Origin of the sequence: Candidatus Halocynthiibacter alkanivorans, assembly GCF_003333265.1 — a bacterium.
Lineage (GTDB): Bacteria > Pseudomonadota > Alphaproteobacteria > Rhodobacterales > Rhodobacteraceae > Halocyntiibacter_A > Halocyntiibacter_A alkanivorans.
The window spans coordinates 1-24,297 of record NZ_QOLB01000077.1 but is presented as its reverse complement, the minus strand read 5'-3'; the positions used below and the strand labels follow the sequence as shown (position 1 = coordinate 24,297).

Genomic DNA, 24,297 nt, shown 5'->3' with positions numbered 1-24,297 from the left:
AGCACCGGACAAGCAGGCGTGTTGACCGCAAGCGAGCGCTGTTAGTTGTGATCGATCCGAACCGGTGCCCTGTGGGCGGGGATCAGGCTCCCCAAAATCACGCGTTTTCCCGACGCATTCAGGCGGGCCATGGACGCGGGGGCACAGTGGGAACAGCGGTAAAGTAATCTCAGCTGCGCGCGAGGCCTGGCGGGCGGTGGCAGTTACCGGCCCTGTGCCATTTTCCCGGGCCTCACAGATACTGAGTGTATCGGGGCTTACGGGGTGAAATGCACGGGTTCCTGACGCGCGCGGTTGACGCTGAGCGTGAACACATCAGGGCGCGCATAATGGCCGCTAACGTCAAATTTCCGCCGCGAGACTTGCACGGCGTCCAGATCAAGCTCCGCCATCAGCAACCCCTTTTCCTGATGCATCGGACCGGCGGCAAGCCCGCCAAACGGCTTATAGACCACCGCATCGCCCGGGTTCACCCACTCCTCCGGTTCGGGAAAAAGATCCTCCCGGAACGGAATGTCTTCGGGGATGTCAGAAGCCTCCAGCGCGGTGGCGCAGCCGATGACCCAACAGCCCCCTTCGCGCGCGATATGCTGCATGGTGGCCTGCCAGCTGTCGCCACTGTCCCAGGTTGGTGCCACATAGATGTCGATGTTCTGGGCATAAAGCGCATAGCGCGCCAGCGGCATATAGTTTTCCCAGCAGATCAGACTGCCAATGCGCCCCGCCGCGGTTTCCACCACATTCAGCCCCGCGCCATCGCCAAAACCCCAGACCATACGTTCCGGATTGGTCGGCATCAGTTTGCGGTGATTGTTGGCCAGTGTGCCGTCCGCGTCGATTATGGCGCAACTGTTATAGATGGTGCCGCCACTGACCGCGCCAGCGACCTCCTGGTAGCCGACCACAACCACAACGCCATGTGCGCGCGCCGCCTCCCGCAACGGCGCCAGCCCGTCTTTTCCCAGGTCAACGCAATTGTCCAGAAGCCGCGCATACAAAGCATCAGTCTTGCCCATGTCCTGGCCTGGTTTCAGCCGCCAGACGAACGTCGGGTAGCCGGGCAGCCAGGCCTCCGGGAATACCACAAGATTGCAGCCCTTCGCCGCGCAATTTGCGATCAGCCCGACAGCGCGCTCCATCGATTTTCCGAGATTCAGATAGACGGGAGGTTCCTGAACGACAGCAACGATGGTCATGGCAATACTCCTTTCGAACAAATTGCAATGGCAGGCAGGTGCCGGAGGCGGTCCGCCGGGCCCGTTAGGACAGGCCTGCGCGGATGCGGTCAGAGTGGGGCCTCTCAGACCCGATGTACGTCCGCACCAAAATTCGCGCCTGGAAATTCGTCCCCCCATACTACACCAACTCTGACCAGAACCGGGAATTTTCAATTTCCCCTCAGACACCAGCGGACGACAGACTAAGGTCATTTGCCGTCAGGGCCCTGGTACACGAGATTTGAAGGGCTGGACCTGACAAATACTCATCCGGCCTGGCATTTAGTCTCTGGCCAGGGAAAGTCAGACCCGCGCTTGATAAATTAACAGATCAGACGCCAGTGAAATGATCGCATCACAGGCGCCGAACAGCGCGGGGCGCGCAGGATACTACACTGCGCGATGTCTTTGTGTGGCATTTGCAAGTCGTGTTAATCCGGGGGAGACAAAAGGGGCTTGAATTCCGTTGTCCCCATTTCCCTTTCCTATTGAACCGGATCTGTGCAAGGAAGGCGGCCGAACCATATTGTCTGTTGCGTTCAGAACAACCGGCCATGCCAGAACAGCTTTGTTGTTCCGAAAGCATGAAATGGGCGGAAACAGGCAAGAACCAACTTACAATGAGCCACTTCAATGCGCGACCAAGCTTCGGAAACTAATGGAAAATCAGCGGTAATACGCGCTTCCCGCCTCAGCGTGGCACCTATGATGGACTGGACCGACCGGCATTGTCGTTATTTCCATCGCCTGATGTCGCGTGAAAGCCTGCTGTACACCGAAATGGTCACCGCGCCGGCGCTGGTGCGCGGTGGGGCGCGTCATTTGCTGACCTACTCGCCGGAAGAGCACCCGATTGCGGTACAGCTTGGCGGGTCCGATCCGCGCGAGTTGGCACAAGCCACCCGCATCTGCTGCGAAGAGGGTTATGATGAGGTCAATCTGAACGTCGGCTGCCCCTCTGACCGGGTTCAGTCCGGTTCATTTGGGGCGGTGTTGATGGAAAATGCTGATCTTGTCGCTGACTGTATGGCGGCGATGGCGGCGGTTTCAAATGTTGAAGTTACAGTCAAATGCCGTATCGGAGTGGACGACCAGGACCCGGAAGCTGTGCTGCCTGACTTTCTGGAAAAAGTGTCCGCCGCCGGTGTCAGTCGTTTTACCATCCATGCGCGCAAGGCCTGGCTCAAAGGACTCAGCCCCAAGGAAAACCGGGATATTCCGCCGCTGGATTATGAACTGGTCTATCGCATGAAGGCAGAATTCCCCCAATTGCACCTGTCGCTGAACGGCGGCGTCAGCACGCTGGCCGAGGCGCGGGAACATCTGGCGCGCGGCATGGACGGTGTCATGGTCGGGCGGGCGGCTTATCATAACCCGGCAGAAGTTATGCTCGGCGCTGACCAGGAGATCTTTGGCACTGGCCACCGGCTGACGGCCCATGAGGCAGTGGCGGAGATGGAACCCTATATCGCCGCGCATCTGCAAAGTGGCGGACGGCTCAATCAGATCACCCGTCATATGCTGGGGCTGTTTGTGGGCCGGCCGGGGGCGCGGCTGTGGCGCCGCACTCTGTCTGAAAAAAGCAGCAAAGAAGGTGCCGGGCTTGAAGTATTGCGCGAAGCGCTGGCGCAGGTCGGCTAGGCGCTTATGGCCGGTCTGGCGTGGGGCAGGCGGCATTAAATTCGCGTGAAAGGGCGGCAGAGAACCAGTGCTGGTTGATTAGCATGAACAAGCTGCAACCGCGGAATTGACCGATCACGCAATTGGTTGTCAAAAGCTCTTTTGCCGGTCGCAAACCTCGTCTATCTCTTTGCAAAAGACTTTAGCCTGGGGATGGGAATGCCTGAAATATCTGAACTTTTGCCGATGGTTGCTTTGCTGACCGTGATCGGTGCATTTGCCGGAGTCATTGCCGGACTGCTGGGGGTTGGTGGAGGCATCATCCTTGTACCGGCGTTTTATTATGCGTTTTCTGCGCTGGGGTATGAAAGCGCTCAGCTGATGCAGATCTGTCTTGCCACTTCGCTGGCGACGATCACGGTCACTTCTTTGCGCTCGGTGCACAGTCATCACAAAAAAGGCGCGGTCGACTGGGACATTTTGCGGAGCTGGGCCATTGGCATCGTGCTGGGGGCTTTTGTCGGTGTGCTGGTGGCTTCTTCTCTGCGCTCGACTGTGCTGCAGGGGATATTTGGCAGCCTGGCCACGGTGGTTGCGATTTATATGCTGTTTGGCCGTGCGGACTGGCGGCTGGGTGCCATGATGCCCACCGGCGTGCTGCGGGCGGTCCTGTCCCCGGCGGTTGGATTTCTGTCGGTGTTGATGGGGATTGGTGGCGGCTCGTTCGGGGTGCCGTTGATGAGCCTCTATGCCTCGCCGATCCACCGCGCCGTTGCCACAGCTGCAGGCTTTGGCGTGATCATCGCGGTGCCTGGCGTGGCGGGTTTCCTGCTGGTGGATATCGACCCGGCGGTACGGCCGCCCTTTACGATCGGCGCGGTCAATATACCGGCGTTTCTGCTGGTGATCGCAATGACGCTGATCACGGCACCCTGGGGCGTGAAGCTGGCGCATGCGATGGATCCGAAGCCACTGAAGCGCGTATTTGGTGGTTTTCTGGTGCTGGTGGCGCTGAACATGTTGCGCAAAGCGGTTGGTTTGTAACCGCTCACACCCGGGCGGCGCGTCCACCCCGGCGTTTGGAAATCAGAGATTTTCGGTCGGGCAGGGTGGCGGTGATCGCCGCCCTGTCCTCGTGGCTCAAATCCGACCAGGCCGCGATTTCCTCAAGGCTGCGCAAACAGCCGACGCAGAGCCCGGCGCGCGGATGCACGACGCAAATATTGACACAGGGGCTGTCCACTTCATTGCGTTTCCAGACCTGATGTTTCACTTAGCGCTCCGCAGGTGGCTTAGCCGGTCCAGCGCGCCTTGCAGGATGAAACCCGCTGCGACATGGTCGATCACCTCAGCGCGGCGCGCCCGGCTGGTATCGGCCGCCAGCAGCACCCGCTCAGCGGCGACGGTGGACAGGCGTTCATCCCAATAGCCGATCGGCAGATCGGTCAACGCGCTCAGATTGCGGGCAAAGGCGCGGGTGGCCTGGCAGCGCGGTCCTTCTGATCCGTCCATATTGCGCGGCAATCCCAGCACAAAACCGGCCAGGTCACGCGCGCCGGCGATCTCAAGCAGACGGGCGGCATCCACACCAAATTTCTTACGCCGTACGGTTTCAAGTGGCGTTGCCACGCTCAGCAACCTGTCGGAGACCGAAACACCGATGGTTTTAGTGCCCAGATCCAGCCCCGCGACAGCGCGCATCGGCGGCAGGGCAGCGGCAAATTCTTCGATGGTCTCACAAATCATTCTGCAACTCCTGCCGCATCTGCGGTTGTACATTCCGGTGCCAGACCCGTCGGGGGTGGCGAATTTTCCTGGCGCATCCTGCCGTGTCGCCCTTGTTGGCAGCAGTTGCCAGACACTGGCTGCCGGGACCTCAGGGCACACGGGTCAGACCGGCCATTCCTGGGCGGTCCCGCCTCGATTGTCCAGCCGCTTCATCGCCCCGACCACATGGCGGCGATCCTTTTTGCGACCGTTCCCCTCTCAGCCCCGGTTACACCTCAAAACCGGGAGAGCAAGCGCGCGGACCGAGCGTCCGGCACGATGTACTGAGCCAATATGGTCCTGTCGGTTTGTGTTGCTGCGAAACGTCACCGGGCAAGACTAACAGTAAGCCTGAATAATCCGGTAAACGTTCCATCGATTCACATCAAATTCTCCTCGCCAGCTGCTTTGTCTGCTGCGGAAAATCCCGAGATATGTCGCAAAAAATTTCCAATGTCGCAATCCCGGCGCTAATTGCCGCTCACAGCCCTGGAGCATGGCGAGCCTCATTTAGTGTGATCCTCGGGCCAACAGCCCCGTGACGACAACGAGGGATTCGCCCATGAAACGTTATTCTGCCTTTGCCATTGCCCGTGAAGCGGCGCGCTATCATCAGGGATGGGAACGCGCCTGGGCCGCACCCACGCCTAAAGCCCATTATGATGTGGTGATCGTTGGCGCTGGTGGCCACGGTCTGGCCACCGCCTATTACCTGGGCAAAAACTTCGGCATCACCAATGTGGCGGTGATCGAAAAAGGCTGGCTTGGTGGCGGCAACACCGGCCGCAATACCACCATTATCCGCTCCAACTACCTGCAGGATCCCTCCGCAGCGATCTATGAAAAAGCGCGCTCTCTGTATGAGACCATGTCGCAGGATCTGAACTATAACGTCATGTTCTCGCCCCGGGGTGTGATGATGCTGGCGCAGACCGAACATGAGGTCCGCGGCTATCAGCGTACCGCCTTTGCCAACGCGCTGCAGGGCGTGGAAACCAAATTCATCGGCCCGGAAAAAGTCAAAGAGCTTTGCCCGATCATTTCGCTTGATGGGCCGCGCTACCCGGTTCTGGGCGCGCTGTACCAGGCGCGTGGCGGCACTGCGCGTCACGACGCGGTGGCCTGGGGTTATGCCCGTGCCTGTTCCGATATGGGCATGGATATCATTCAGCAATGCGAAGTGACTGGCGTACGTTCCGAGGCCGGTCAGGTCACCGGCGTAGAGACCTCCAAAGGTCACATCGGCTGTGGCAAACTTTCGATCGTGGTTGCCGGTCATTCGGGTCAGCTGGCTGAGATGGCAGGTTTCCGTCTTCCGATGGAGGCCATTGCGCTGCAGGCGCTGGTGTCTGAGCCAATCAAACCCTGCATGGATGTGGTCATCATGGCCAATACGGTGCACGGCTATATGTCCCAGTCGGACAAGGGCGAAATGGTGATCGGCGGCGGCACCGACGGGTTCAATAACTACACCCAGCGTGGCTCCTTCCATCATGTGGAAGAAACCGTGCGCGCGTTGGTGGAAACCTTCCCGATTATCTCGCGCCTGAAAATGCTGCGCCAGTGGGGCGGTATCGTGGATATGACCGGGGACCGATCCCCGATCATTACCAAAACACCGCTGGGCAATTGCTTTCTCAACGGCGGTTGGGGCACGGGCGGCTTTAAAGCCATTCCGGGCTCAGGCTGGGCGATGGCGGAACTGGTGGCCAAGGGTGAGCCCGGACCACTGGCGGCCGCCTTTGGTATGGACCGCTTTGTCGAGGGGCGCTTTATCGATGAAAGCGTCGCTGCCGGCGTGGCACACTAATCCGGCACTCGCGCCGGTCACGATTTAAAAGGTGTTCTGAACACCACTTCCGCAGAGAGACTGGTGTTTGTTTCTCTGCAGTTCATGAAACAAACGCGAAGGTCAGAGGTAAACGTCAATGCTGATCCTTGAATGCCCCTATTGCGGTGTCGCCGCAGATGAAACCGAACTCAGCCCGGGTGGCGAAGCCCATCTGGTGCGCCAGGGTCCCGGATCCAGCGATCAGGAACTTGAGTCCTATCTGTTTGGCCGCAAGAACCCCAAAGGCGTGCATTTTGAACGCTGGCGCCACAGCTATGGCTGCGGCAAGTGGTTCCATGCTGCGCGCTGCACCATGACACTGGAAGTGTTTGCGACCTATAGCGCGCAGACGCCGGTGCCCCCGAAAAACGTGATCAATGCGATCAAGGCGAAACGACCCGACTGGGAGGGCTGGACATGAGCACACGTCTGGCAAATGGCGGCCGGCTTCTGAACAAGTCGCGCGCGCTGAGCTTTAAATTCAACGGCCGCAATATGATGGGCTATGAGGGCGATACGCTTGCCTCCGCACTGTTGGCCAATGGCCAGGTGATGATGGGTCGTTCGTTCAAATACCACCGGCCACGCGGCGTCGTAGCCTCGGGCGGTGAAGAGCCCAATGCGCTTCTCGGTCTGGGTGAAGGCGGTCGTTTTGAGCCCAACCAGCGCGCCACCACCACTGAACTGTTTGACGGGCTGGTGTCTGCCAGCCAGAACCACTGGCCCAGCCTTGAATTTGATGTCGGTGCAATCAACTCGAAACTGTCGCGTTTCATGCCGGCTGGTTTCTATTACAAAACCTTCATCCATCCCCGGGCGGCGTGGAAACACCTGTTTGAACCGATCATCCGCAAAGCGGCCGGTCTGGGTGCGGCGCCAAAAGACCGCGACGCAGACCGCTATGAATACACCTATCACCACGTTGATGTTCTGATCATCGGTGGCGGTATCGCGGGTCTTGCGGCGGCGAAATCGGCTGCGGCTGGTGGTGTCAAAGTCATGCTGGTTGAGCAGAACGCCCATTGGGGCGGTCGTGCGCCTGTAGACGGCGCTGTCATTGACGACATGCCGGCTCAGGACTGGATCGACGCCACCGTTGATGAACTGTCGGCGCTGGACAATGTTACTCTGCGCACCCGTATGATGGGTGCCGGTGTCTATGACCACGGCTATGTGACCTGTTATGAGCGTATCGCCGATCACACACCAGGCGACGGGCGTCCGCGTCACCGTCTCTGGCGCATTCGTGCCGGTCACACAGTCACCGCGACCGGTGCGATTGAACGGCCGCTGTCTTTTGCTGGCAACGATATCCCTGGCGTTATGCTGGCGGCTGCTGTGCGTGATTATGCGGTGAACTGGGGTGTCTCAGTCGGCGACCGCACTGTGGTTGTCACCAATAATGACGACGCTTACCGCACCGCGATTGCGATGAAAAAAGCCGGTCTTGATGTGCCGGCGATTGTGGACGCGCGTCCTTCGGTTACCTCCGCCCTGGCGCAGGAGGCCCGCGATCTGGGCATCCGCATCGCTGAGGGTTCCGGTGTTGCCAAAGTGCTTGGTGGCAAATGTGTTGTCGGCGTTGAGATCACTTCTCAGGCTGGCGAAGGTGCTGCACGCGAGACTATCGCCTGTGACGCGGTTGCGATGTCCGGCGGCTGGTCGCCGGTCGTGCACCTGTGGTCCCATTGTGGCGGCAAACTGATCTGGGACGAGACGCATTCGCATTTCCGCCCCGATCCTGACCGTGCGCCTCTGGGAGACAAGGGCCAGGCTTTTGTCACCACTGCCGGTATCGCTTCTGGCGCGATGAGCACGGTTGATGTGCTTACTGACGCTTACGCTGCGGGCAAAACCGCTGCCAAAGCCGTTGGTGGCAAAGCGACCCGCAAGGGCGCACCAAAAGCTGCGGCCGAAGACGAACAGGACATGGCTGCAGTCTGGCTGATGCCCCAGGGTGCTGGTTATGATCTGCGCTCCAAAACATGGCTCGACTTCCAGAATGACGTCAAAGTGTCTGACGTCCAGCTGGCGGCGCGCGAAGGTTATGAGAGCGTAGAGCATACCAAGCGTTACACCACACTGGGCATGGCGACTGATCAGGGTAAACTGTCCAATATCAACGGCTTGGCAGTACTTGCTGATGCGTTGGATAAAGAGATCCCGCAGGTCGGTACCACCACATTCCGCCCGCCTTATACACCCATCTCACTTGGTGCCATTACGGGTGAAGCCCGGGGTGAGTTGTTCATGCCGATCCGTCAGACACCGATGCACGACTGGCATGTGGATCAGGGCGCTTATATGGAACCTGTCGGTGCCTGGCGCCGGGCCTATACCTATCCGCTCAAAGGCGAGAGCCACGAAGAAGCCGTGAACCGCGAAGTGAAAAACACCCGCGAAAACCTCGGCTTGCTCGACGCGTCTACCCTTGGCAAAATCATCGTCAAAGGCCCGGACGCCGGCAAGTTCCTCAACATGATGTATACCAACATGATGTCGACGCTGAAGCCGGGCAAATGCCGCTATGGTCTGATGTGTAACGAGAACGGCTTCCTGATTGATGACGGCGTTGTTGCCCGCATCGATGAGGACACTTTCCTCTGCCACACCACCACTGGCGGTGCAGATACGATCCACGCCCATATGGAAGACTGGCTGCAATGCGAATGGTATGACTGGAAGGTCTACACCGCCAATGTGACCGAGCAATATGCTCAGATCGCAGTGGTTGGGCCGAACGCACGCAAACTGCTGGAAAAACTCGGCGGTATGGACGTGTCCAAAGACGCGCTGGCGTTTATGGAATGGAAAGACGGCACGCTCGGCGGTATCACAGCCCGCGCCTACCGGATTTCGTTCTCTGGCGAACTGTCTTACGAGATTGCCGTGCCCGCCAATCAGGGCCGCGCTTTCTGGGATATGTGCCTTGAAGCCGGTGAAGAGTTTGGCCTGATGCCCTATGGCACCGAAGGGCTGCATGTCTTGCGGGCGGAAAAAGGCTTTATCATGATCGGGGACGAGAGCGACGGCACTGTGATCCCGCAGGATCTTGGGCTGCACTGGGCGATCTCGAAAAAGAAAGAAGACTTTTTGGGCAAACGCGCGCAACTGCGTGGCCATATGACCGATCCCGACCGCTGGTCGCTTGTCGGTCTGGAGACGCTGGACAGCAGTGTCATTCCGGATGGGGCCTATGCGGTTGAGGCAGGGACCAACGCTCTGGGGCAACGTTCGATGATCGGGCGGGTGACGTCGAGCTACTATTCGGCCAACCTTGATCGTGGCATTGCTATGGGTTTGATCAAACACGGTGTCGATAAGATGGGCGATGTAGTTGAATTTCCGACCATTGATGGCACAGGTTCTGTGATCAAAGCGCGGATTGTCGATCCGGTTTTCTATGACAAAGAAGGAGCAAAGGGCAATGTCTGAGGCAATAAGCGTCCTGAACGGCGCCACATTCGACGGCTTTGTCAGCATAAAAGAAGCCGGTCTTCGGGGCATGATTTCGGTGCGCGGCGATTTCGCCGCCGCCTCATTCACCAAAGCGGTGAGTGCATTGACCGGCGCAGATTTCCCGGCGGTGAACGAGGCGAAGTTTGCCGGTGATTATGCCATCCTGTGGATGTCACCTGATGAACTGCTGATCCTGTGCGCCTATGAAAACGCGCAGGCGGACGCGGATAAGCTTGCCGCGGATCTGGCTGGGGAACACGCGCTGGTGGCCAATGTGTCCGATGCACGGGCGCTGTTTGCTATGTCTGGCGAATTGCTGCGCGAAGCGTTGATGAAACTGACCCCGGCCAATGTGTCGGAAGATGCGTTTAAACCCGGTCAGGTCCGCCGTACCCGACTGGCCCAGGCCGCTGCCGCGGTGTGGATGCTGGAAGACGGTTCCGTTGAAATCATGTGTTTCCGCTCAGTCGGGGATTACATGTTTAAACTGCTGTGTAACGCAGCAAACCCAGGTGCTGAACTCGGTCTGTAAGCCAGTCAAAACCTGACGAAACAAGTTCAAAGGCGTGCCGCATCTGTGGCGCGCCTTTTGCATATCTGCGGGCGTTGTTCACGTAGTATGGACTAAATTGCATCTAATTCTCTGATCAACCGGCAAAAATACTTGACCCGCGCCGCCGGGAAGCACAGGTATGGAGCCAAGAATAAAACGCGATGAAAGGAGCCTGATATGGCTTTTCAACTTCCTGATCTTCCCTATGCACATGACGCTCTTGCTGCTCTTGGCATGTCTGCTGAGACGCTGGAATTCCACCACGATCTGCACCACAACGCTTATGTGACCAATGGCAACGCCGCCATTGCCGGCACCGAGTGGGAAGGCAAGTCGCTGGAAGACATTATTACCGGCACTTATAACAGCGCCTCCGTTGCCCAAAACGGTATTTTTAACAACATTTCGCAGTTGTGGAACCACAACCAGTTCTGGGAAATGATGGGACCAGCAGGCAATGCCATGCCCGGTGAACTGGAAAAAGCCATCATCGAGAGCTTTGGTTCGGTTGACGCGTTCAAATCCGAGTTCTCCGCAGCTGGCGCCGGTCAGTTTGGCGCTGGCTGGTGCTGGCTGGTGAAAGACTCCGACGGTGGTCTGAAAGTGACAAAAACCGAAAACGGCGTGAACCCGCTGTGTTTTGGTCAGACTGCGCTGCTGGGCTGTGATGTCTGGGAACATTCCTACTACATCGACTTCCGCAACAAACGTCCAGTCTACCTGTCCAACTTCCTCGACAAGCTGGTGAACTGGGAAAACGTGGCCTCCCGTCTTGGCTGAACCCCGTTGATTTGAGATCCTGAAAGCCGCCCTTTGGGGCGGCTTTTTGCGTTTTATCGATTGTGCTTGCCTAATCTGACCCCCTGATCAAAACTCGCCTGAGAAACAGGGGGGCTGGCCGTGTCACGTATTGTTCTGGTCACCGGCGGCAGCCGCGGCATCGGCCGCGCCACGGTGAAAACCTTTCTCGAACTGGGGGACCAGGTGGTGACCTGTGGCCGCAATCTGTCGACATGGCAAAAGGCGGTGGAGCAGGATGCAGAGCTTGCTGCGGCCGAATTCCTGACGGTGGATCTCAGCGAACAACGCGAGTTGGACGAGCTGTTTTCTCAGATCCAAAACCGGTTTGGTCAGCTGGACGTGGCGGTAAACAATGCCTCTCCGGCCAATCCGGCAACCGGGCAATATGCCAGTGTGGACACGCCGGCACTGGCTGAATCTCTGATGGCGGATTTCTGGATCCCGGCCCAATGTCTGAAACACGAGCTCAACCTGATGCGGGCAGGGGGCTCGATTGTGAATATCAGCTCGGTGAACGGGCTGCGTCCGACCCCCAATGCGGCGATGTATTCTGCGGCAAAACACGCGCTGGAAGGGCTGACCCGCTCGGTGGCGCTTGAGGCGATCCAGGATGGAATACGGGTTAATGCGGTGGCGCCTGGCCTGACATGGACAACACGCTGGCAGTTGCGCGCTGATCAGTCGGGCAACCCGGATCTGCGCAGCGAGATGAACGGGATTGTGCCTGCCGGGCGGTTTGCAGAACCGGCTGAAATCGCCAGCGCCATCGTATTTCTGTGTTCAGAACGTGCCCAATATATCGTCGGTCATACCCTGGTCATTGACGGTGGCGTTTCGCTCAAATAGAGCTTCTGCAAGCGCATTACGGCATCAGACCCGGACGGATCTCAAAACATGACTGAACCGAAAAAGGGCGTCCTTGCCATCATCGTCTGTTGCACGGTCTGGGGCCTGTCCGCGATCTATTACAAAGCGCTTTCTCATGTGCCGCCATTGGAAGTTCTCAGCCATCGCACGCTGTGGAGTTTTGTGTTTTTTGGTCTGGTTTTGCTGCTTCAACGGCGTCTCGCTCTGGTGCCAACGCTGATCCGCAAACATTTCGCAGTGGTGCTGGCGGCGGCGGTGGCAATTTCGACCAATTGGTTCCTGTTCATCCTGTCGGTCCAGATCGGCCGCGCCACCGAAGCCAGCCTGGGCTATTACATCTTCCCGCTGGTGGCGGTGCTTCTTGGCCGTTTCGTGCTGGGGGAACAGTTGTCCCGGGTCAAGTGGCTGGCGGTGGGCATGGCGGCACTGGCGGTGGTCTTGCTGACATGGGGGCTTGGTATTGCGCCGTGGATTTCGCTGGCTCTGGCGATCACTTTTGGCTTCTACGGGCTGTTCAAAAAGTCGATGGCGGCTGGCCCGGTGGTCTCCGTCGCCGCCGAAGTCACCATCTTATTGCCCCTGGCGCTGGTCTGGCTTTATGGCGCCCATTTCGCCGGCTGGCAGGGGGTGACCGGTCGCGCAGGCGGTTTCTTTGGCGGCAACCTGTCAGACACATTGCTTCTGATCGGGGCTGGTCCGCTGACCGCCGTGCCTTTGATGTTGTTCAGTTATGGTTCGCGCCGCGTGACGTTATCGACCGTTGGTCTGGTGCAATACCTCAACCCAACGCTGCAATTCGCCGTGGCAGTATTTGTTTTCAGCGAGTCTTTTACGCTATGGCACGCGATTGCCTTTGCAATTATCTGGACTGCGCTGGCGATTTATTCTTTCGACGCACTCACCGCGGACCGCCGTGTTCAGGCCAAACGGGCGCGCAGCAATTCCTGAAGCGATTCCGTATCTGCCACAACGGTGACAGAGTCGCGGGTCTCCTGGCCGGCAAAACCCTGTTCAACTACGTGGTCCAGCAGCGCCAGCAGCGGGTCCCAGTAGCCCTTTGTATTCAGCAGATAGATCGGTTTGTCATGCAGGCCCAACTGGCGCCAGGTCAGCACTTCGAAAAACTCGTCCAGCGATCCGGCGCCGCCTGGCAACACCACAATTGCGTCTGAATTCATATACATAACCTTTTTACGCTCATGCATGTTCCCGGTCACGACAAAGCTGGTCAGGTCACGTTTGCCGACTTCAAGGTTCAGCAGATGCTCCGGTATGACACCAAAAGTGGTGCCGCCGGCGGCCTGAGCGGCATTGGCCACAGCCCCCATCAAGCCAACGTCTCCGGCGCCATAAACCAGCCGCCAGTTATTTACTGCCAGAGCGGTGCCCAGGGCCTCCGCTTCGGCTTTGTATTCAGCATGTGCCCCAAGACGGGAGCCGCAATAGACACAAACAGACAGTTGCACAGGAGACATGGGCTAACTCTTTCGAAAGGTTACTTTTGACCCTTGATATAGGGCTTGATAAGGTCTGCCAAGCGCCGCTCTTGGCGCAACTACGTTAGGGGATGTGGGCATGGCTGGCTCAGACGGAATTGGAAATACGGGCGCTGTTATTGCTGGTGGCGCCGCAGCGGTAGCTTTGGCTGTCGGCGGATACTTTTTTTGGAGTGCAAAGACAGTTTATGAACCAGAAGTAAGCGTGCCGCCTGCGGCGCAACCGGTGGTACAGGCCCCGGCTGCTGCGCCCGAGAGCGAGCCAGTGAATGTACCTGTGAATACACCGGTCGCAGCTGCAACGGAAGATGCCGCCAGAGAGCCCGAAACCGCTGCGGCGGCACCGGCGCTGATCCGCCCCAGCTTTGATCTGGTGCGGGTTGACCCGGACGGGGCGGCGCTGGTTGCAGGTCTCGCCCAACCGGCAGCGCGGGTGACCGTGTTGCTGGACGGCGAAGCTATGGTGGAAACACTGGCAGATACCGGCGGCAATTTTGTTGCTATGTTTGAGGTGCTGGTATCGGACCAGCCACGCATTCTCAGCCTGAGTTCGGCATCGGGACATGCTGAAGCACTGATTTCCGACGAAACGGTCATTATCGCACCGACTCCGGTCGCGCCCGCAGTGGTTGCAGCGGCACCGGAAGCTGACAGCGACGCCGGGCAGCAGCAGGTAGCAAGCGCAGAACTGGCTGAACCAGCGGGACCTGTTGATACGGCTGAACCCGTAAATACGGCTGAACCGGTTGAAACGTCAGTCGCTGAGGTTTCTGAGCCAGCTGGTACCAATATGGCGGAGGCAGACGTTTCCGAAACCGAAAACGGTATATTGGACGATGTGCCCGCCTCCGAAACTGCTGCAAGCGAAGCCGTGGTGGCAACGGAGACAAATGCGCCTGACGCTGGGGTTCAGGCTAGCGAAAGCACGGTCGCAACCGATGGCGTAACCGGCGATACTGCAGCCGCAGGCACCACTGTCGCAGACGCCGGCGAAGAAAATGAGGTCGCCAGTGTCGCAGCTGAGGCACCTGAGCCTGCGGCCGATGTTGCCGCCGATGCAACAGACGCGGCGGATGACGCAGTGGTTGCGGACGCCAGCGCGGCCACAGCTGACGAGCCGGCAGAAGACAGCATTGTCACCGATGCCAGCGCAGCCACAGCAAATGATGCGGCAGATGTTGCCAGTGCTGAGATCACGGAACCGGATACTGAGACGGAACTTGCGCTGGTTGAACCGGACCCTGCTCCGGTAAGTGATCCGGCTGTGACAGCGGCGCCGGCCCCGGCACCTGAACCGGTGGCAACAGCACCGGTTGAGCCAGCGTCCTCGGCAACAGAGGTCGCGACGAATCCCGCCAGTGCCAGCAGTGATCCGGCTCCGGCGGCCAAGGTCACCAAAGCCACCACTCTGTCAGCGCCGGAGAATGAAATCACTGAAGTGGCCAACAAAGCTGATACGGACAGTGCGGCCAGACCTGAGCAGGTGCCTGAGCCATTGGCGCCGAAAATATTGCTGGCTGATGCCGATGGCGTGCGGGTGATCCAGGCCGGTGGGGCGGCAATTCCCGACCAGCTGGTCATTGATGCGATTTCCTATGATGCCGACGGGCAGGTGGAAATTACCGGCCGGGCGGCAACACCCTGGAACGGCGTTATCCGTTTGTATCTGAACAATAAAGTGACAACCACTGTTCCGATCAATGATCAGGACGGGCAATGGGCGGCACCGCTCGGGGATGTGGAGGCCGGGGTCTATACGCTGCGTGCAGATCAGATTGGCGCGGATGGCGAGGTGCAATCGCGTACCGAAACGCCTTTCCGTCGCGAAGATGCGGCCCAGATTGCGGCACTCGAAACGCCGGATCCGGTGAGCGGCAGCGGCGCGGTGCGGCTGTCCTCGGTGACCGTTCAGCCGGGCAATACGCTCTGGGGCATCGCATCCCGGGCTTATGGTGAGGGCATCCTCTATGTCAAAGTGTTCGAGGCCAACCGGGGCGCGATCCGGGACCCGGATCTGATTTATCCGGGCCAGATCTTTACTGTGCCGGAATAATGAAAAATCAGGGCCGCGAATTTTGTTGCTTTCGCGGCCCTGTTGCCTCTGCTAGCTGTGTGGCCTGCGGCCTGGTCCGCACCTTCAGGCAGGCAAAGGGGGCGCAGGATGCGCAAATCCACACTCACCACCACTGAGGCACCCAAAGACAGTATGCGCACCATCCGCCGGGTGTTGCCTTACCTGTGGCCCGACAGTGCGCCGTGGGTAAAACGTCGGGTCGTGGTGGCGCTGACGATATTGTTTATTGCGAAACTGGTGCTGGTACTGGCGCCGTTTTTTTACAAAGCAGCGGTGGATACGCTGGCCGGGGACAGTCCGGATGCGGGTTGGACACTGGGGCTTGGTGCCGTGGGTCTGACCGTTGTTTATGGTCTCACCCGCATGCTGAATGTCGGATTTCAGCAGTTGCGGGACGTGGTCTTTGCCAAGGTCGGCCAACGGGCGCTGCGTCTGCTGGCGCTGGAAACCTTTACCCACATCCACAATCTGTCGATGCGCTATCACATCTCCCGCAAGACCGGCGGTCTCAGCCGCATTGTGGAACGTGGGGTCAAAGGCGTCGAATTCCTGCTGCGCTTTGTGCTGTTTTCGATCGGGCCACTGATCGTCGAACTGGGTATGATTGCGCTGATCCTGTACGTCGTTTTTGACGTCTGGTATCTGGCGGTGGTGGTGGTGACGATCGCGGTCTACACCATGTTCACTTTCAGGGTGACCGAATGGCGGGTGAAAATCCGCAAGGAAATGAACGACCAGGACACCGATGCCAATCAAAAGGCGATCGACAGCCTGTTAAACTTTGAAACCGTCAAATATTTTGGTGCGGAGCGGCGTGAAGCTCAGCGCTATGACGGCGCGATGAAAGGCTATGTCGCCGCAGCGCTGAAAACCAGCTACACGCTGGCGTTTCTGAATTTCGGTCAGGCGCTGTTGCTGAATGCCGGGCTGGTTGTGGTGATGGCGATGGCGGCGGTCGCGGTTGGCAACGGCGAACTGAGCGTCGGCGATTTTGTTATGGTGAACGCCTATATGATCCAGCTGGTGCTGCCTTTGAACTTTCTCGGCACAGTCTATCGCGAAATCCGTCAGTCTCTGGTGGATATGGGCGATATGTTCACCCTGCTGGAGCAGCCGGCGGAAGTGGCAGACAAGGCTGATGCTGCGGATCTGACCGTGCCCCGGGGTGAAATCGTTTTTGACAATGTAAGTTTTGGATATGATGCCGAACGCCCCATTCTTAAGGGGGTTTCCCTGAAAGTTGCGGCCGGCGAAACTGTCGCCATTGTCGGCCCCTCCGGCTCGGGTAAATCCACCATCGGGCGGTTGTTGTTTCGCTTTTATGACGTGGTTGGCGGCGGGATTTCCATTGACGGGCAGGATCTGCGGGACGTGACCCAGGAAAGCCTGCACCACTCTGTTGGTGTGGTGCCGCAGGACACGGTGCTGTTTAACGATACGATCTATTACAACATCGCCTATGGCCGGCCCGAGGCCAGCCAGAGCGAGGTCGAAGCCGCCGCCCGTGCCGCAAAAATCGATGAGTTTATCACCAGCCTGCCGGAAGGGTATGAGACCACTGTCGGGGAGCGCGGTCTGAAACTGTCCGGCGGCGAAAAACAGCGTGTCGGTATCGCGCGCACCTTGCTGAAAGACCCGCCGATCCTGCTGCTGGACGAAGCCACGTCAGCGCTGGACACACAGACCGAAAGCGAAATTCAGGACAGTCTGCGCGATATGGGGCAGGGGCGTTCGGTGATTACGATCGCCCACCGTCTTTCGACCATTGCCGATGCCGACCAGATTGTGGTGCTCGATAAGGGCGTGATTGTTGAACAGGGCCGGCACGAAGACCTGCTGCGCCGGGGTGGGAAATACGCTGCTATGTGGAACCGGCAGGCCGCGGAAGAGGCTGAACTTGGTGTTGCCTGATGTTGCAGATTGGTTAAATGCTGTGCGAATAACTGAATTCTTCCCTTGTGTGATGCGCGCAGGCATCTGAAACTGCGGGTTACCTGTTCAATTCCAGGGGTGGAGCTCCGATGCCTACGATGCCTAAACTGATTTCTGCCATTTGGTTCGCGGCGCTGGCGTTTTTCATGGCCATGCTGGTGCCCGCGCATCTTCCTGAGAATATGGAAGGCATGTCTATGGGGTATTTTCCCCATATCATTGCGGTCATTGGTGCTCTGGTTGGCTGGCATTTTGTGGGCCCCAAAGCGCGGGACACCAGAAGCGCGATGATCGGCTTTGGCATCACCAGTTCCGGCCTGATCATTGCCTGGTCTCTCCTTGTATTTGCCGGCTATGAAATGTACCGCGGATCGCTTCGCCTGCGCTATGACGGGCCGATGGATGCGCTGGTCAATATGTTTGGGATAATCGGTGAATATGCCCTGATCATTGCAAAACCGGATTTTGTCATTGCGGCGGTGATCGGCGGTATTGTTGGCGGCTGGCTGGTCGGCGCAGTGGGCAAGCGCTGGTCTTAAAGCCGGGACATTGAATGCCTCGTGGCCCGTGTCGCAACGGTCTGCTGTAATTCACTTGCGTGCCAGCGCCATTGTTGCTGGTAGTGCTTCGTCAAATGAACAACATGCCCCGGAACAGCCTGTGGGGAAAACAAGTGTTTCGCCCCGGGCATAAAGCTGCAAAGACTGGTCTGATTGGGTTTTGACACGCTTGAGTTCCAGCGCTGCCCGACATACATAAGCGACGAAGTGCAGTTCGAGCAGGAGAATGGTATGCGCGTGAATGAGGATCTGATCCAGGCTATTGGCAACACGCCACTTATCCGGCTCAAAGCGGCGTCAGAAGCCACCGGCTGTGACATTTACGGCAAAGCCGAATTTATGAACCCGGGTCAGTCGGTCAAAGACCGCGCCGCGCTTTATATAATTCAGGAAGCCGTCAAAAGCGGCGCGCTGAAACCAGGCGGCACAATCGTTGAAGGCACGGCCGGCAATACCGGCATCGGTCTGGCGCTTGTGGGCGCTGCACTTGGGTTCAAAACGGTCATCGTCATTCCTGAGACCCAGTCTCAGGAGAAAAAAGACATGATCCGTCTGGCCGGGGCGGAACTGGTCCAGGTCCCTGCGGCGCCTTACAAAAATCCGAACAACTATGTGCGTTATTCCGGTCGTCTGGCGGCCGAACTGGCGAAAACCGAAGCCAATGGCGCCATCTGGGCCAACCAGTTTGACAATGTCGCCAACCGGCTGGCCCATCTGGAAACCACCGGCCCCGAGATTTGGGAACAGACCGCTGGTAAAGTAGACGGCTTCATCTGCGCCGTTGGCTCTGGCGGCACACTTGCCGGCGTCGGTATGGCGTTGCAGCCCAAAGGCGTAAAAATCGGTCTTGCCGATCCGATGGGCGCTGCGCTTTACAGCTATTACACCAGTGGTGAGCTGAAATCTGAGGGCACCTCGATTACTGAGGGCATCGGCCAGGGGCGTATCACCGCCAACCTGGAAGGGTTTACACCTGATTTCTCCTGCCAGGTTGCGGATGAAGAAGCGCTGCCGGTGGTCTTTGACCTGCTGCAGGACGAAGGTCTCTGCATGGGCGGCTCCACCGGGATCAACATTGCGGGCGCGATTAAAATGGCGCGTCACATGGGGCCTGGCCACACCATCGTTACGGTGCTGGCGGACTATGGCACCCGCTATCAGTCCAAACTCTTTAACCCGGAGTTCCTGAAGGAAAAGGGCTTGCCGTATCCCAAATGGCTGGCGGAAACGTCCCGTGTGGTCCCAGCCGTATTTGAGGGTTAATGTTTCATTCCGTCAAACGGCTGACACTCGCATTCCTGCTGGCGCTGTCCCTGGTGACTGTCGCCGGTGTCGGCCCGCCCGAACGCGGCAGTGCTTTTGCCCAGGAAGCTGTGGCTGCGCCGGATTATGACGGCTGGGATATTATTGCCGGACGTGCCGAACGTTCTCTGCTTGCACAACGTGCGGCGGACCACGCGTTTGAAGCGCTGCGCGATACTATGCTGGCGTGGCGTGACCGGTTTCTGAACGCCCAGGACAGCAACCAGGCCCGCATCGATACGCTGCAATCCCAGTTCGATACGTTTGGCGTGGGCCCGGAAAATGGCGGCAAAGAAGCCGTTGAAATTACCGAGCGGCGGGACGAGCTTGCCGCGCAGCTTGCCGAGGCACTGGCGCCGCAAACGCGCGCGCAGGAAGCCTGGTCCCGCGCTGACGGCCTGGTGCGGGAAATCAACGCGCTGCTGCGTCTGCGCCAGACGGATGCCTTACTACGTCTTGGTCCCACGCCGCTTAATCCGGCGTACTGGTCCGGGGCTGTCGAGGCGATCAGCGGCAGCTTATTTGAGGTTGCCTCCGAAATTTCAGAGGCTTACCGGTCGCAGACAAGGTTGGCGGAAACCCGCGAAAATCTGCCTCAGAGCATTTCGTATCTTCTGTTGGCGGCCGTGCTGCTGTGGCGGGGACGGCGATGGATGGAAGAAATCACCCAGCGCCTGCAAGGGCGGTTGGGGCGCGGCGGCAATGAACTTGCCGGCTTTGTCGCGTCGCTGGGCATGTTCCTGCTGCCGGTGATCGGGCTTTTTGCGCTGACCCGCGCGCTCAACGCTACGGCGTTGCTGGGATTCCACGGTCAGATCATTGCCAGCAACCTGCCACAAACCGGCATCTCCTTTTTCATGGCCCTTTGGGTTGCCACGCATCTTTTTGCCAAGCACCCCCATGCCAATCCCGTTCTGAACCTCAGCCAGGAAGCCCGCCGGGAAGGCCGGATCTATGCCGGGTCGCTCGGTTTGCTGTCCGGCCTGGCGATGTTACTGCGCGATATGGCGGCATTTGACGCTTACAATGACGCCTCTGTTGCCGTGCTGATGTTGCCGTTGTTTGTGCTGAGCGGATTGATTCTGCTGCGTCTCGGGCATTTGATGCGGCGCGGCTCTGAGCCCCGGGAGGCTGATGTGGCGGCGGAAGACGCGCCGCCACTGTTTCGCAACCGGATTATCGGCGGGCTGGGCCGGGTGGCGATGTTGACTGGCGTGGTCGGGCCGCTGTTGGCTTTGATCGGATATCTTGCGGCGGCCGGTGCGCTGGTAATGCCGATGGCGATCAGCCTGGCGCTGGCCGGCAGCCTGTTGATCCTGTCCCGGCTGGCCACAGATGTGTATGCTATTGTGACCGGAAAATCAGATGAGGCACTTGGCAATGCGCTGACACCCGTCTTGCTGGCCTTTGCCCTGATCCTGGTCTCGCTGCCCGGCTTTGCGCTGATCTGGGGCGCGAAACCTGCAGATCTTTATCAGATCTGGTCGACGCTGCAATCCGGCTTTTCCATCGGCGAAACCAAAGTCTCGCTGAGTGCTTTGCTGACCTTTGCGGTGGTGTTTGGCGTCGGCTATCTTCTGACCCGTCTGGTGCAGCAAACGCTGAAAACCACTGTTCTGCCCAAAACATCGCTGGACAAAGGCGGTCAGAACGCCATTTCCGCCGGGCTGGGGTATGTGGGCATCTTTCTTGCCGCAGTCATTGGCGTGACCTCTGCCGGGATCGATCTCAGTTCACTGGCGCTGGTTGCAGGCGCCCTGTCGGTCGGTATCGGCTTTGGTCTGCAGACCATCGTCTCCAATTTTGTCTCCGGCATCATCCTTCTGGTGGAACGCCCGATTTCTGAAGGCGACTGGATCGAGGTCAACGGCCAGATGGGCTATGTGCGCAAAATTTCAGTGCGCTCGACCCGGATCGAAACCTTTGACCGGACCGATGTGATTTTGCCGAACCAGGACCTGATTGCGGGCCAGGTGACCAACTATACGCGTGGCAATCTGATTGCACGCGCGGTGATCCCGGTCGGTGTCGCCTATGGCACTGATACGCGCCGGGTGGAGCGCATCCTGAATGAGATCGCCCAGGCGCAGCCACTGGTGGCGATGAACCCACCGCCATCGGTGCATTTTGTCGGTTTTGGTGCCGACAGCCTTGATTTCGAAATCCGCGCCATCTTACGCGATGTGAATTTTGTGCTGACAGTTAAATCCGAAATCAACCATGAAATAGCCCGTCGCTTCATCGAAGAAGATATTGAAATTCCGTTTGCACAGCGTGATATCTGGCTGCGCAACCCCGAAGCGCTTACGGGCGGCACCGCGGTCACAGTGAAAACCATGCCGGCTGCCTCCGGTGCAGCTGACCGTTTGTCGCCAGATAATGACGGCCTTGTCGACCTCTCTGGTGCAGAGGGCGAAGACGGAGATGCAGGAGACAGCCTTTGACCGAGTTACTTTTCCGCCAGGACGCCTATTTACAGGACCATGACGCCACTGTCACCGCCCATACCAGCGAAGGCGGTGTGGTGCTGGATGGCACTATCTTTTATCCGACCAGTGGCGGTCAGCCGGGCGATTCCGGTCGCCTCAGCTGGCCGGGCGGCGGTATTGGCATTGCCACAACGGTCAAAGGCGACGGGGATGATGTGGTGCTGGTGCCCTCAGAGCCGCTGGCGCTGCCGCCGGTTGGCAGCCGGGTGCTGCAGACGCTGGACTGGGGCCGTCGCCACCGCCATATGCGGGTCCATACGGCGCTGCACCTGCTGTCGGTGGTCATTCCACTGCCGGTGGCTGGCGGTTCCATCGGCGCGGAAAAAGGCCGGCTTGATTTTGACATGCCGGAGCCTCTGGATGACCGGGATGCGATTGAAGCTCAGATCAATGATCTGATTGAGCGGGATCTGAAGGTCACCGACGACTGGATCACGGATGAGGAGCTGCTTGCCAATCCGGGCCTGGTGAAAACCATGTCCGTGATGCCGCCGATGGGGGCAGGGCGGGTCCGGCTGGTCCGTATTGGCGAAGGCGCCTCTCAGGTGGATCTGCAACCCTGCGGCGGCACCCATGTGGCGCGCACCTCGGAAATTGGCCGGGTGCGGCTGGGCAAGATCGAAAAAAAAGGCAAACGCAACCGTCGGGTAAATCTGTTGCTCGAACTTTAAGCAGGAAATTTTTACGACGTTTTCAAGTGTGTCACTGGCCGCCTCTGTATTGTTTTTTGGGGGTTTTATCGGTCTGGTGATTGTGCACCGGAGCGGTGGTGGGGCCTCGGGGCGTCGATGTTGCGCCTGAGGCCGCTTTTGTCGGGCGCCGCCTTGCCCAGGTTTATCTCGGGGTCGCGGTGCTGTGTTTCTTGACCGGGGCGTGTCTGAACCCGCTGCCCGGCGCGCGATCGCTCTGGCGCTTATTGCGATGCGGGTGACGGTGACAGGGGTCGGTATTATTGAATTGGTGCGTGGGTTTACGGCACCCGGGCTTCTACCCGCCGTTGCGGTGGAACTGCAGTATGCCGCTTTGTTTTACCGTGTTTTGCCCCGCGCAGTGCCCTGGACGAAAAAACTTGAAAAACTTCAATTCCTGGGCTTGCATCCCCCCCTTTGATCGGGCTAATACCCCCGCACGGACAGGTGGCCGAGTGGTCGAAGGCGCACGCCTGGAAAGTGTGTAGGCGGGAGACCGTCTCCAGGGTTCGAATCCCTGTCTGTCCGCCACCATACAATTTTGATCGTTTGAACTGGGTCGCCTTGGGCGGACTTTTTCGTTTGTTTGCGTGAGCTTAGCTGGGATTTCCGTCTGTCTTGGGTTTCTTTCGATTGTGCCTATATTCATTCCTTGAGTGGTTCGGAATGTGGTAATTTTGGAAAGGCCCTGTCTGGCAAGCTGACCAAGAAGCTGGTTGAGAACCTGGGCGCCGGGCGTCATGGCGATGGCAACGGTTTGTATCTGGTGGTTGATCCATCCGGCGCACGGCGTTGGATCGTGCGGGTGGTGGTCAAAGGCCAGAAGAACAAAAAGGGCGCACCGCTGCGCACTGACTTTGGTTTGGGTGGTGCGGATATTGTGACGCTCAACCAGGCGCGTGAACGGGCGCTGGAATATCGCCGCATGGCCAAACAAGGGCTGAACCCACGTTTTAATGCGCGGCAAGAGGTGCCGAGCTTTGAAGAGGTGGCGCGTCAGGTGCATATTGACCGGATGCCCACATGGAAGAACGTCAAACATGGTCAGCAGTGGATCAATACCTTACGGGACTACGCCTTCCCCAAAATTGGACGGATGCCGATCGACAGTATTGATCAGCCGGAAGTGATGATGTGCCTTGCGCCGATCTGGACAGAGAAACATGAGACCGCGAAGCGGCTTGCTCAAAGGATCAAGACGGTGCTGGACGTTGCGCGCTCGAAAGGCTTTCGGTCGGGTGAGAACCCGGTCACCGCGATCAAGGACGCGCAGGCGCTGCCTAAAGTCAAAGCCAGGGTGAAACACCACAAGGCGATGCACTGGAAAGATGTGCCGGATTTCTGCGCTGATCTGAAATCCCGCAAAGCGATGGCAGCAAAAGCACTGATGTTCACATGTCTGACGGGATCAAGAACGGGCGAGGCCCTGGGACTGCGCTGGGAAGAGATCGATTTTGAAGAGCGCCTGTGGATCTGCCCGCCGGAACGGATGAAGACGGGCGAAGAGCTGGACTTGCCGCGCAAAAGTTCCGGTCTCTCATCTCATGTTAGGCGGCCTTTCGTTCGAAGGCCAAGGGGCTTTTTCCACCAAGCGATGAATGCCGCCGTCGAGGGTTATAGAACCCATTGATGTACCGGAA

Annotated in this window: 19 protein-coding genes, 1 tRNA gene and 1 pseudogene; 17 read left to right on the top strand and 4 right to left on the bottom strand. The window is 58.6% G+C overall.

The genetic code is table 11. The annotated features are described in order from the left end of the window. Nucleotides 1-257: 257 nt before the first annotated feature. The gene (locus tag DWA01_RS08110; protein WP_114285343.1) at nt 258-1,196 is read right to left on the bottom strand and encodes a carbon-nitrogen hydrolase family protein; all 939 of its coding nucleotides are present in this window, start codon (nt 1,194-1,196) and stop codon (nt 258-260) included. A gap of 654 nt (nt 1,197-1,850) precedes the next feature. Between DWA01_RS08110 and dusA the strand changes: the two genes are divergently transcribed. Next, nucleotides 1,851-2,858, top strand: a complete 1,008-nt coding sequence (dusA, locus tag DWA01_RS08105; protein ID WP_114285342.1) for a tRNA dihydrouridine(20/20a) synthase DusA — start codon at nt 1,851-1,853, stop codon at nt 2,856-2,858. A gap of 198 nt (nt 2,859-3,056) precedes the next feature. Continuing rightward, nucleotides 3,057-3,881: a sulfite exporter TauE/SafE family protein gene (locus tag DWA01_RS08100; protein ID WP_114285341.1), complete on the top strand. Its 825-nt coding sequence runs from the start codon at nt 3,057-3,059 to the stop codon at nt 3,879-3,881. A 4-nt stretch (nt 3,882-3,885) separates the two neighbouring features. Here the strand turns inward: DWA01_RS08100 and DWA01_RS08095 are convergent, their stop codons facing one another. Both DWA01_RS08095 and ruvX read right to left on the bottom strand, forming a co-directional pair. Then, entirely contained in the window at nt 3,886-4,110 is a 225-nt protein-coding gene (locus tag DWA01_RS08095; RefSeq protein WP_114285340.1) for a DUF1289 domain-containing protein, read from the bottom strand. Continuing rightward, nucleotides 4,107-4,583 carry a Holliday junction resolvase RuvX gene (gene ruvX / locus DWA01_RS08090; protein ID WP_114285339.1) on the bottom strand — a complete coding sequence of 159 codons (477 nt, stop codon included), beginning with the start codon at nt 4,581-4,583 and terminating at the stop codon, nt 4,107-4,109. Before ruvX ends, DWA01_RS08095 begins: the two co-directional genes overlap by 4 nt. A gap of 583 nt (nt 4,584-5,166) precedes the next feature. Here ruvX and DWA01_RS08085 point away from each other — a divergent pair. From DWA01_RS08085 to rarD, 7 genes are all read left to right on the top strand, one after another. Further along, nucleotides 5,167-6,414: a sarcosine oxidase subunit beta family protein gene (locus tag DWA01_RS08085; protein ID WP_114285338.1), complete on the top strand. Its 1,248-nt coding sequence runs from the start codon at nt 5,167-5,169 to the stop codon at nt 6,412-6,414. Between the two features lie 118 nt (nt 6,415-6,532). Then, on the top strand, nt 6,533-6,856 hold the full coding sequence (locus DWA01_RS08080) for a sarcosine oxidase subunit delta (protein ID WP_114285337.1): 324 nt from the start codon (nt 6,533-6,535) through the stop codon (nt 6,854-6,856). Continuing rightward, entirely contained in the window at nt 6,853-9,870 is a 3,018-nt protein-coding gene (locus DWA01_RS08075; protein ID WP_114285336.1) for a sarcosine oxidase subunit alpha family protein, read from the top strand. The genes DWA01_RS08080 and DWA01_RS08075 overlap by 4 nt, the downstream gene beginning before the upstream one ends. Beyond that, the gene (locus DWA01_RS08070; protein WP_114285335.1) at nt 9,863-10,426 is read left to right on the top strand and encodes a sarcosine oxidase subunit gamma; all 564 of its coding nucleotides are present in this window, start codon (nt 9,863-9,865) and stop codon (nt 10,424-10,426) included. The genes DWA01_RS08075 and DWA01_RS08070 overlap by 8 nt, the downstream gene beginning before the upstream one ends. A 198-nt stretch (nt 10,427-10,624) precedes the next feature. Then, on the top strand, nt 10,625-11,227 hold the full coding sequence (locus DWA01_RS08065) for a superoxide dismutase (RefSeq protein ID WP_114285334.1): 603 nt from the start codon (nt 10,625-10,627) through the stop codon (nt 11,225-11,227). A 120-nt stretch (nt 11,228-11,347) separates the two neighbouring features. Next, entirely contained in the window at nt 11,348-12,094 is a 747-nt protein-coding gene (locus DWA01_RS08060; RefSeq protein ID WP_114285333.1) for an SDR family NAD(P)-dependent oxidoreductase, read from the top strand. Between the two features lie 48 nt (nt 12,095-12,142). Further along, nucleotides 12,143-13,063: an EamA family transporter RarD gene (rarD, locus tag DWA01_RS08055; RefSeq protein WP_114285332.1), complete on the top strand. Its 921-nt coding sequence runs from the start codon at nt 12,143-12,145 to the stop codon at nt 13,061-13,063. Here rarD and DWA01_RS08050 read toward each other — a convergent pair. Further along, the gene (locus tag DWA01_RS08050; protein ID WP_114285331.1) at nt 13,033-13,590 is read right to left on the bottom strand and encodes a TIGR00730 family Rossman fold protein; all 558 of its coding nucleotides are present in this window, start codon (nt 13,588-13,590) and stop codon (nt 13,033-13,035) included. The two genes, rarD and DWA01_RS08050, sit on opposite strands and share 31 nt — an antisense overlap. Before the next feature lie 286 nt (nt 13,591-13,876). Between DWA01_RS08050 and DWA01_RS08045 the strand changes: the two genes are divergently transcribed. The 8 genes and pseudogenes from DWA01_RS08045 to DWA01_RS08005 all read left to right on the top strand — a co-directional run. Beyond that, nucleotides 13,877-15,664: a LysM peptidoglycan-binding domain-containing protein gene (locus DWA01_RS08045; protein WP_160115979.1), complete on the top strand. Its 1,788-nt coding sequence runs from the start codon at nt 13,877-13,879 to the stop codon at nt 15,662-15,664. 108 nt (nt 15,665-15,772) lie between these two features. Beyond that, nucleotides 15,773-17,596: an ABCB family ABC transporter ATP-binding protein/permease gene (locus tag DWA01_RS08040; protein WP_114285329.1), complete on the top strand. Its 1,824-nt coding sequence runs from the start codon at nt 15,773-15,775 to the stop codon at nt 17,594-17,596. 110 nt (nt 17,597-17,706) lie between these two features. After that, a complete protein-coding gene (locus DWA01_RS08035; protein WP_136057694.1) occupies nt 17,707-18,156 on the top strand; it encodes a TrgA family protein in 450 nt (149 codons plus the stop codon). A 252-nt stretch (nt 18,157-18,408) separates the two neighbouring features. Further along, nucleotides 18,409-19,440: a cysteine synthase A gene (locus DWA01_RS08030; RefSeq protein WP_114285327.1), complete on the top strand. Its 1,032-nt coding sequence runs from the start codon at nt 18,409-18,411 to the stop codon at nt 19,438-19,440. Further along, nucleotides 19,440-21,923: a DUF3772 domain-containing protein gene (locus DWA01_RS08025; RefSeq protein WP_114285326.1), complete on the top strand. Its 2,484-nt coding sequence runs from the start codon at nt 19,440-19,442 to the stop codon at nt 21,921-21,923. Before DWA01_RS08030 ends, DWA01_RS08025 begins: the two co-directional genes overlap by 1 nt. Beyond that, on the top strand, nt 21,920-22,639 hold the full coding sequence (locus DWA01_RS08020; protein ID WP_114285325.1) for an alanyl-tRNA editing protein: 720 nt from the start codon (nt 21,920-21,922) through the stop codon (nt 22,637-22,639). The genes DWA01_RS08025 and DWA01_RS08020 overlap by 4 nt, the downstream gene beginning before the upstream one ends. Nucleotides 22,640-23,098: 459 nt before the next feature. Continuing rightward, nucleotides 23,099-23,188: transfer RNA gene (locus DWA01_RS08010), tRNA-Ser, on the top strand. A gap of 55 nt (nt 23,189-23,243) precedes the next feature. Then, nucleotides 23,244-24,164: pseudogene (locus DWA01_RS08005) on the top strand (tyrosine-type recombinase/integrase); the annotation flags it as partial. Between the last annotated feature and the right edge of the window lie 133 nt (nt 24,165-24,297).

Coding starts and splice junctions, on each gene's coding strand:
- DWA01_RS08080 (WP_114285337.1), top strand. CDS start 6,533: ATGCTGATCCTTGAATGCCCCTATTGCGGTGTCGCCGCAGATGAAACC.
- DWA01_RS08070 (WP_114285335.1), top strand. CDS start 9,863: ATGTCTGAGGCAATAAGCGTCCTGAACGGCGCCACATTCGACGGCTTT.
- DWA01_RS08100 (WP_114285341.1), top strand. CDS start 3,057: ATGCCTGAAATATCTGAACTTTTGCCGATGGTTGCTTTGCTGACCGTG.
- DWA01_RS08050 (WP_114285331.1), bottom strand. CDS start 13,590: ATGTCTCCTGTGCAACTGTCTGTTTGTGTCTATTGCGGCTCCCGTCTT.
- dusA (WP_114285342.1), top strand. CDS start 1,851: ATGCGCGACCAAGCTTCGGAAACTAATGGAAAATCAGCGGTAATACGC.
- DWA01_RS08025 (WP_114285326.1), top strand. CDS start 19,440: ATGTTTCATTCCGTCAAACGGCTGACACTCGCATTCCTGCTGGCGCTG.
- DWA01_RS08075 (WP_114285336.1), top strand. CDS start 6,853: ATGAGCACACGTCTGGCAAATGGCGGCCGGCTTCTGAACAAGTCGCGC.
- DWA01_RS08085 (WP_114285338.1), top strand. CDS start 5,167: ATGAAACGTTATTCTGCCTTTGCCATTGCCCGTGAAGCGGCGCGCTAT.
- DWA01_RS08110 (WP_114285343.1), bottom strand. CDS start 1,196: ATGACCATCGTTGCTGTCGTTCAGGAACCTCCCGTCTATCTGAATCTC.
- DWA01_RS08030 (WP_114285327.1), top strand. CDS start 18,409: ATGCGCGTGAATGAGGATCTGATCCAGGCTATTGGCAACACGCCACTT.
- rarD (WP_114285332.1), top strand. CDS start 12,143: ATGACTGAACCGAAAAAGGGCGTCCTTGCCATCATCGTCTGTTGCACG.
- ruvX (WP_114285339.1), bottom strand. CDS start 4,583: ATGATTTGTGAGACCATCGAAGAATTTGCCGCTGCCCTGCCGCCGATG.
- DWA01_RS08040 (WP_114285329.1), top strand. CDS start 15,773: ATGCGCAAATCCACACTCACCACCACTGAGGCACCCAAAGACAGTATG.
- DWA01_RS08035 (WP_136057694.1), top strand. CDS start 17,707: ATGCCTACGATGCCTAAACTGATTTCTGCCATTTGGTTCGCGGCGCTG.
- DWA01_RS08065 (WP_114285334.1), top strand. CDS start 10,625: ATGGCTTTTCAACTTCCTGATCTTCCCTATGCACATGACGCTCTTGCT.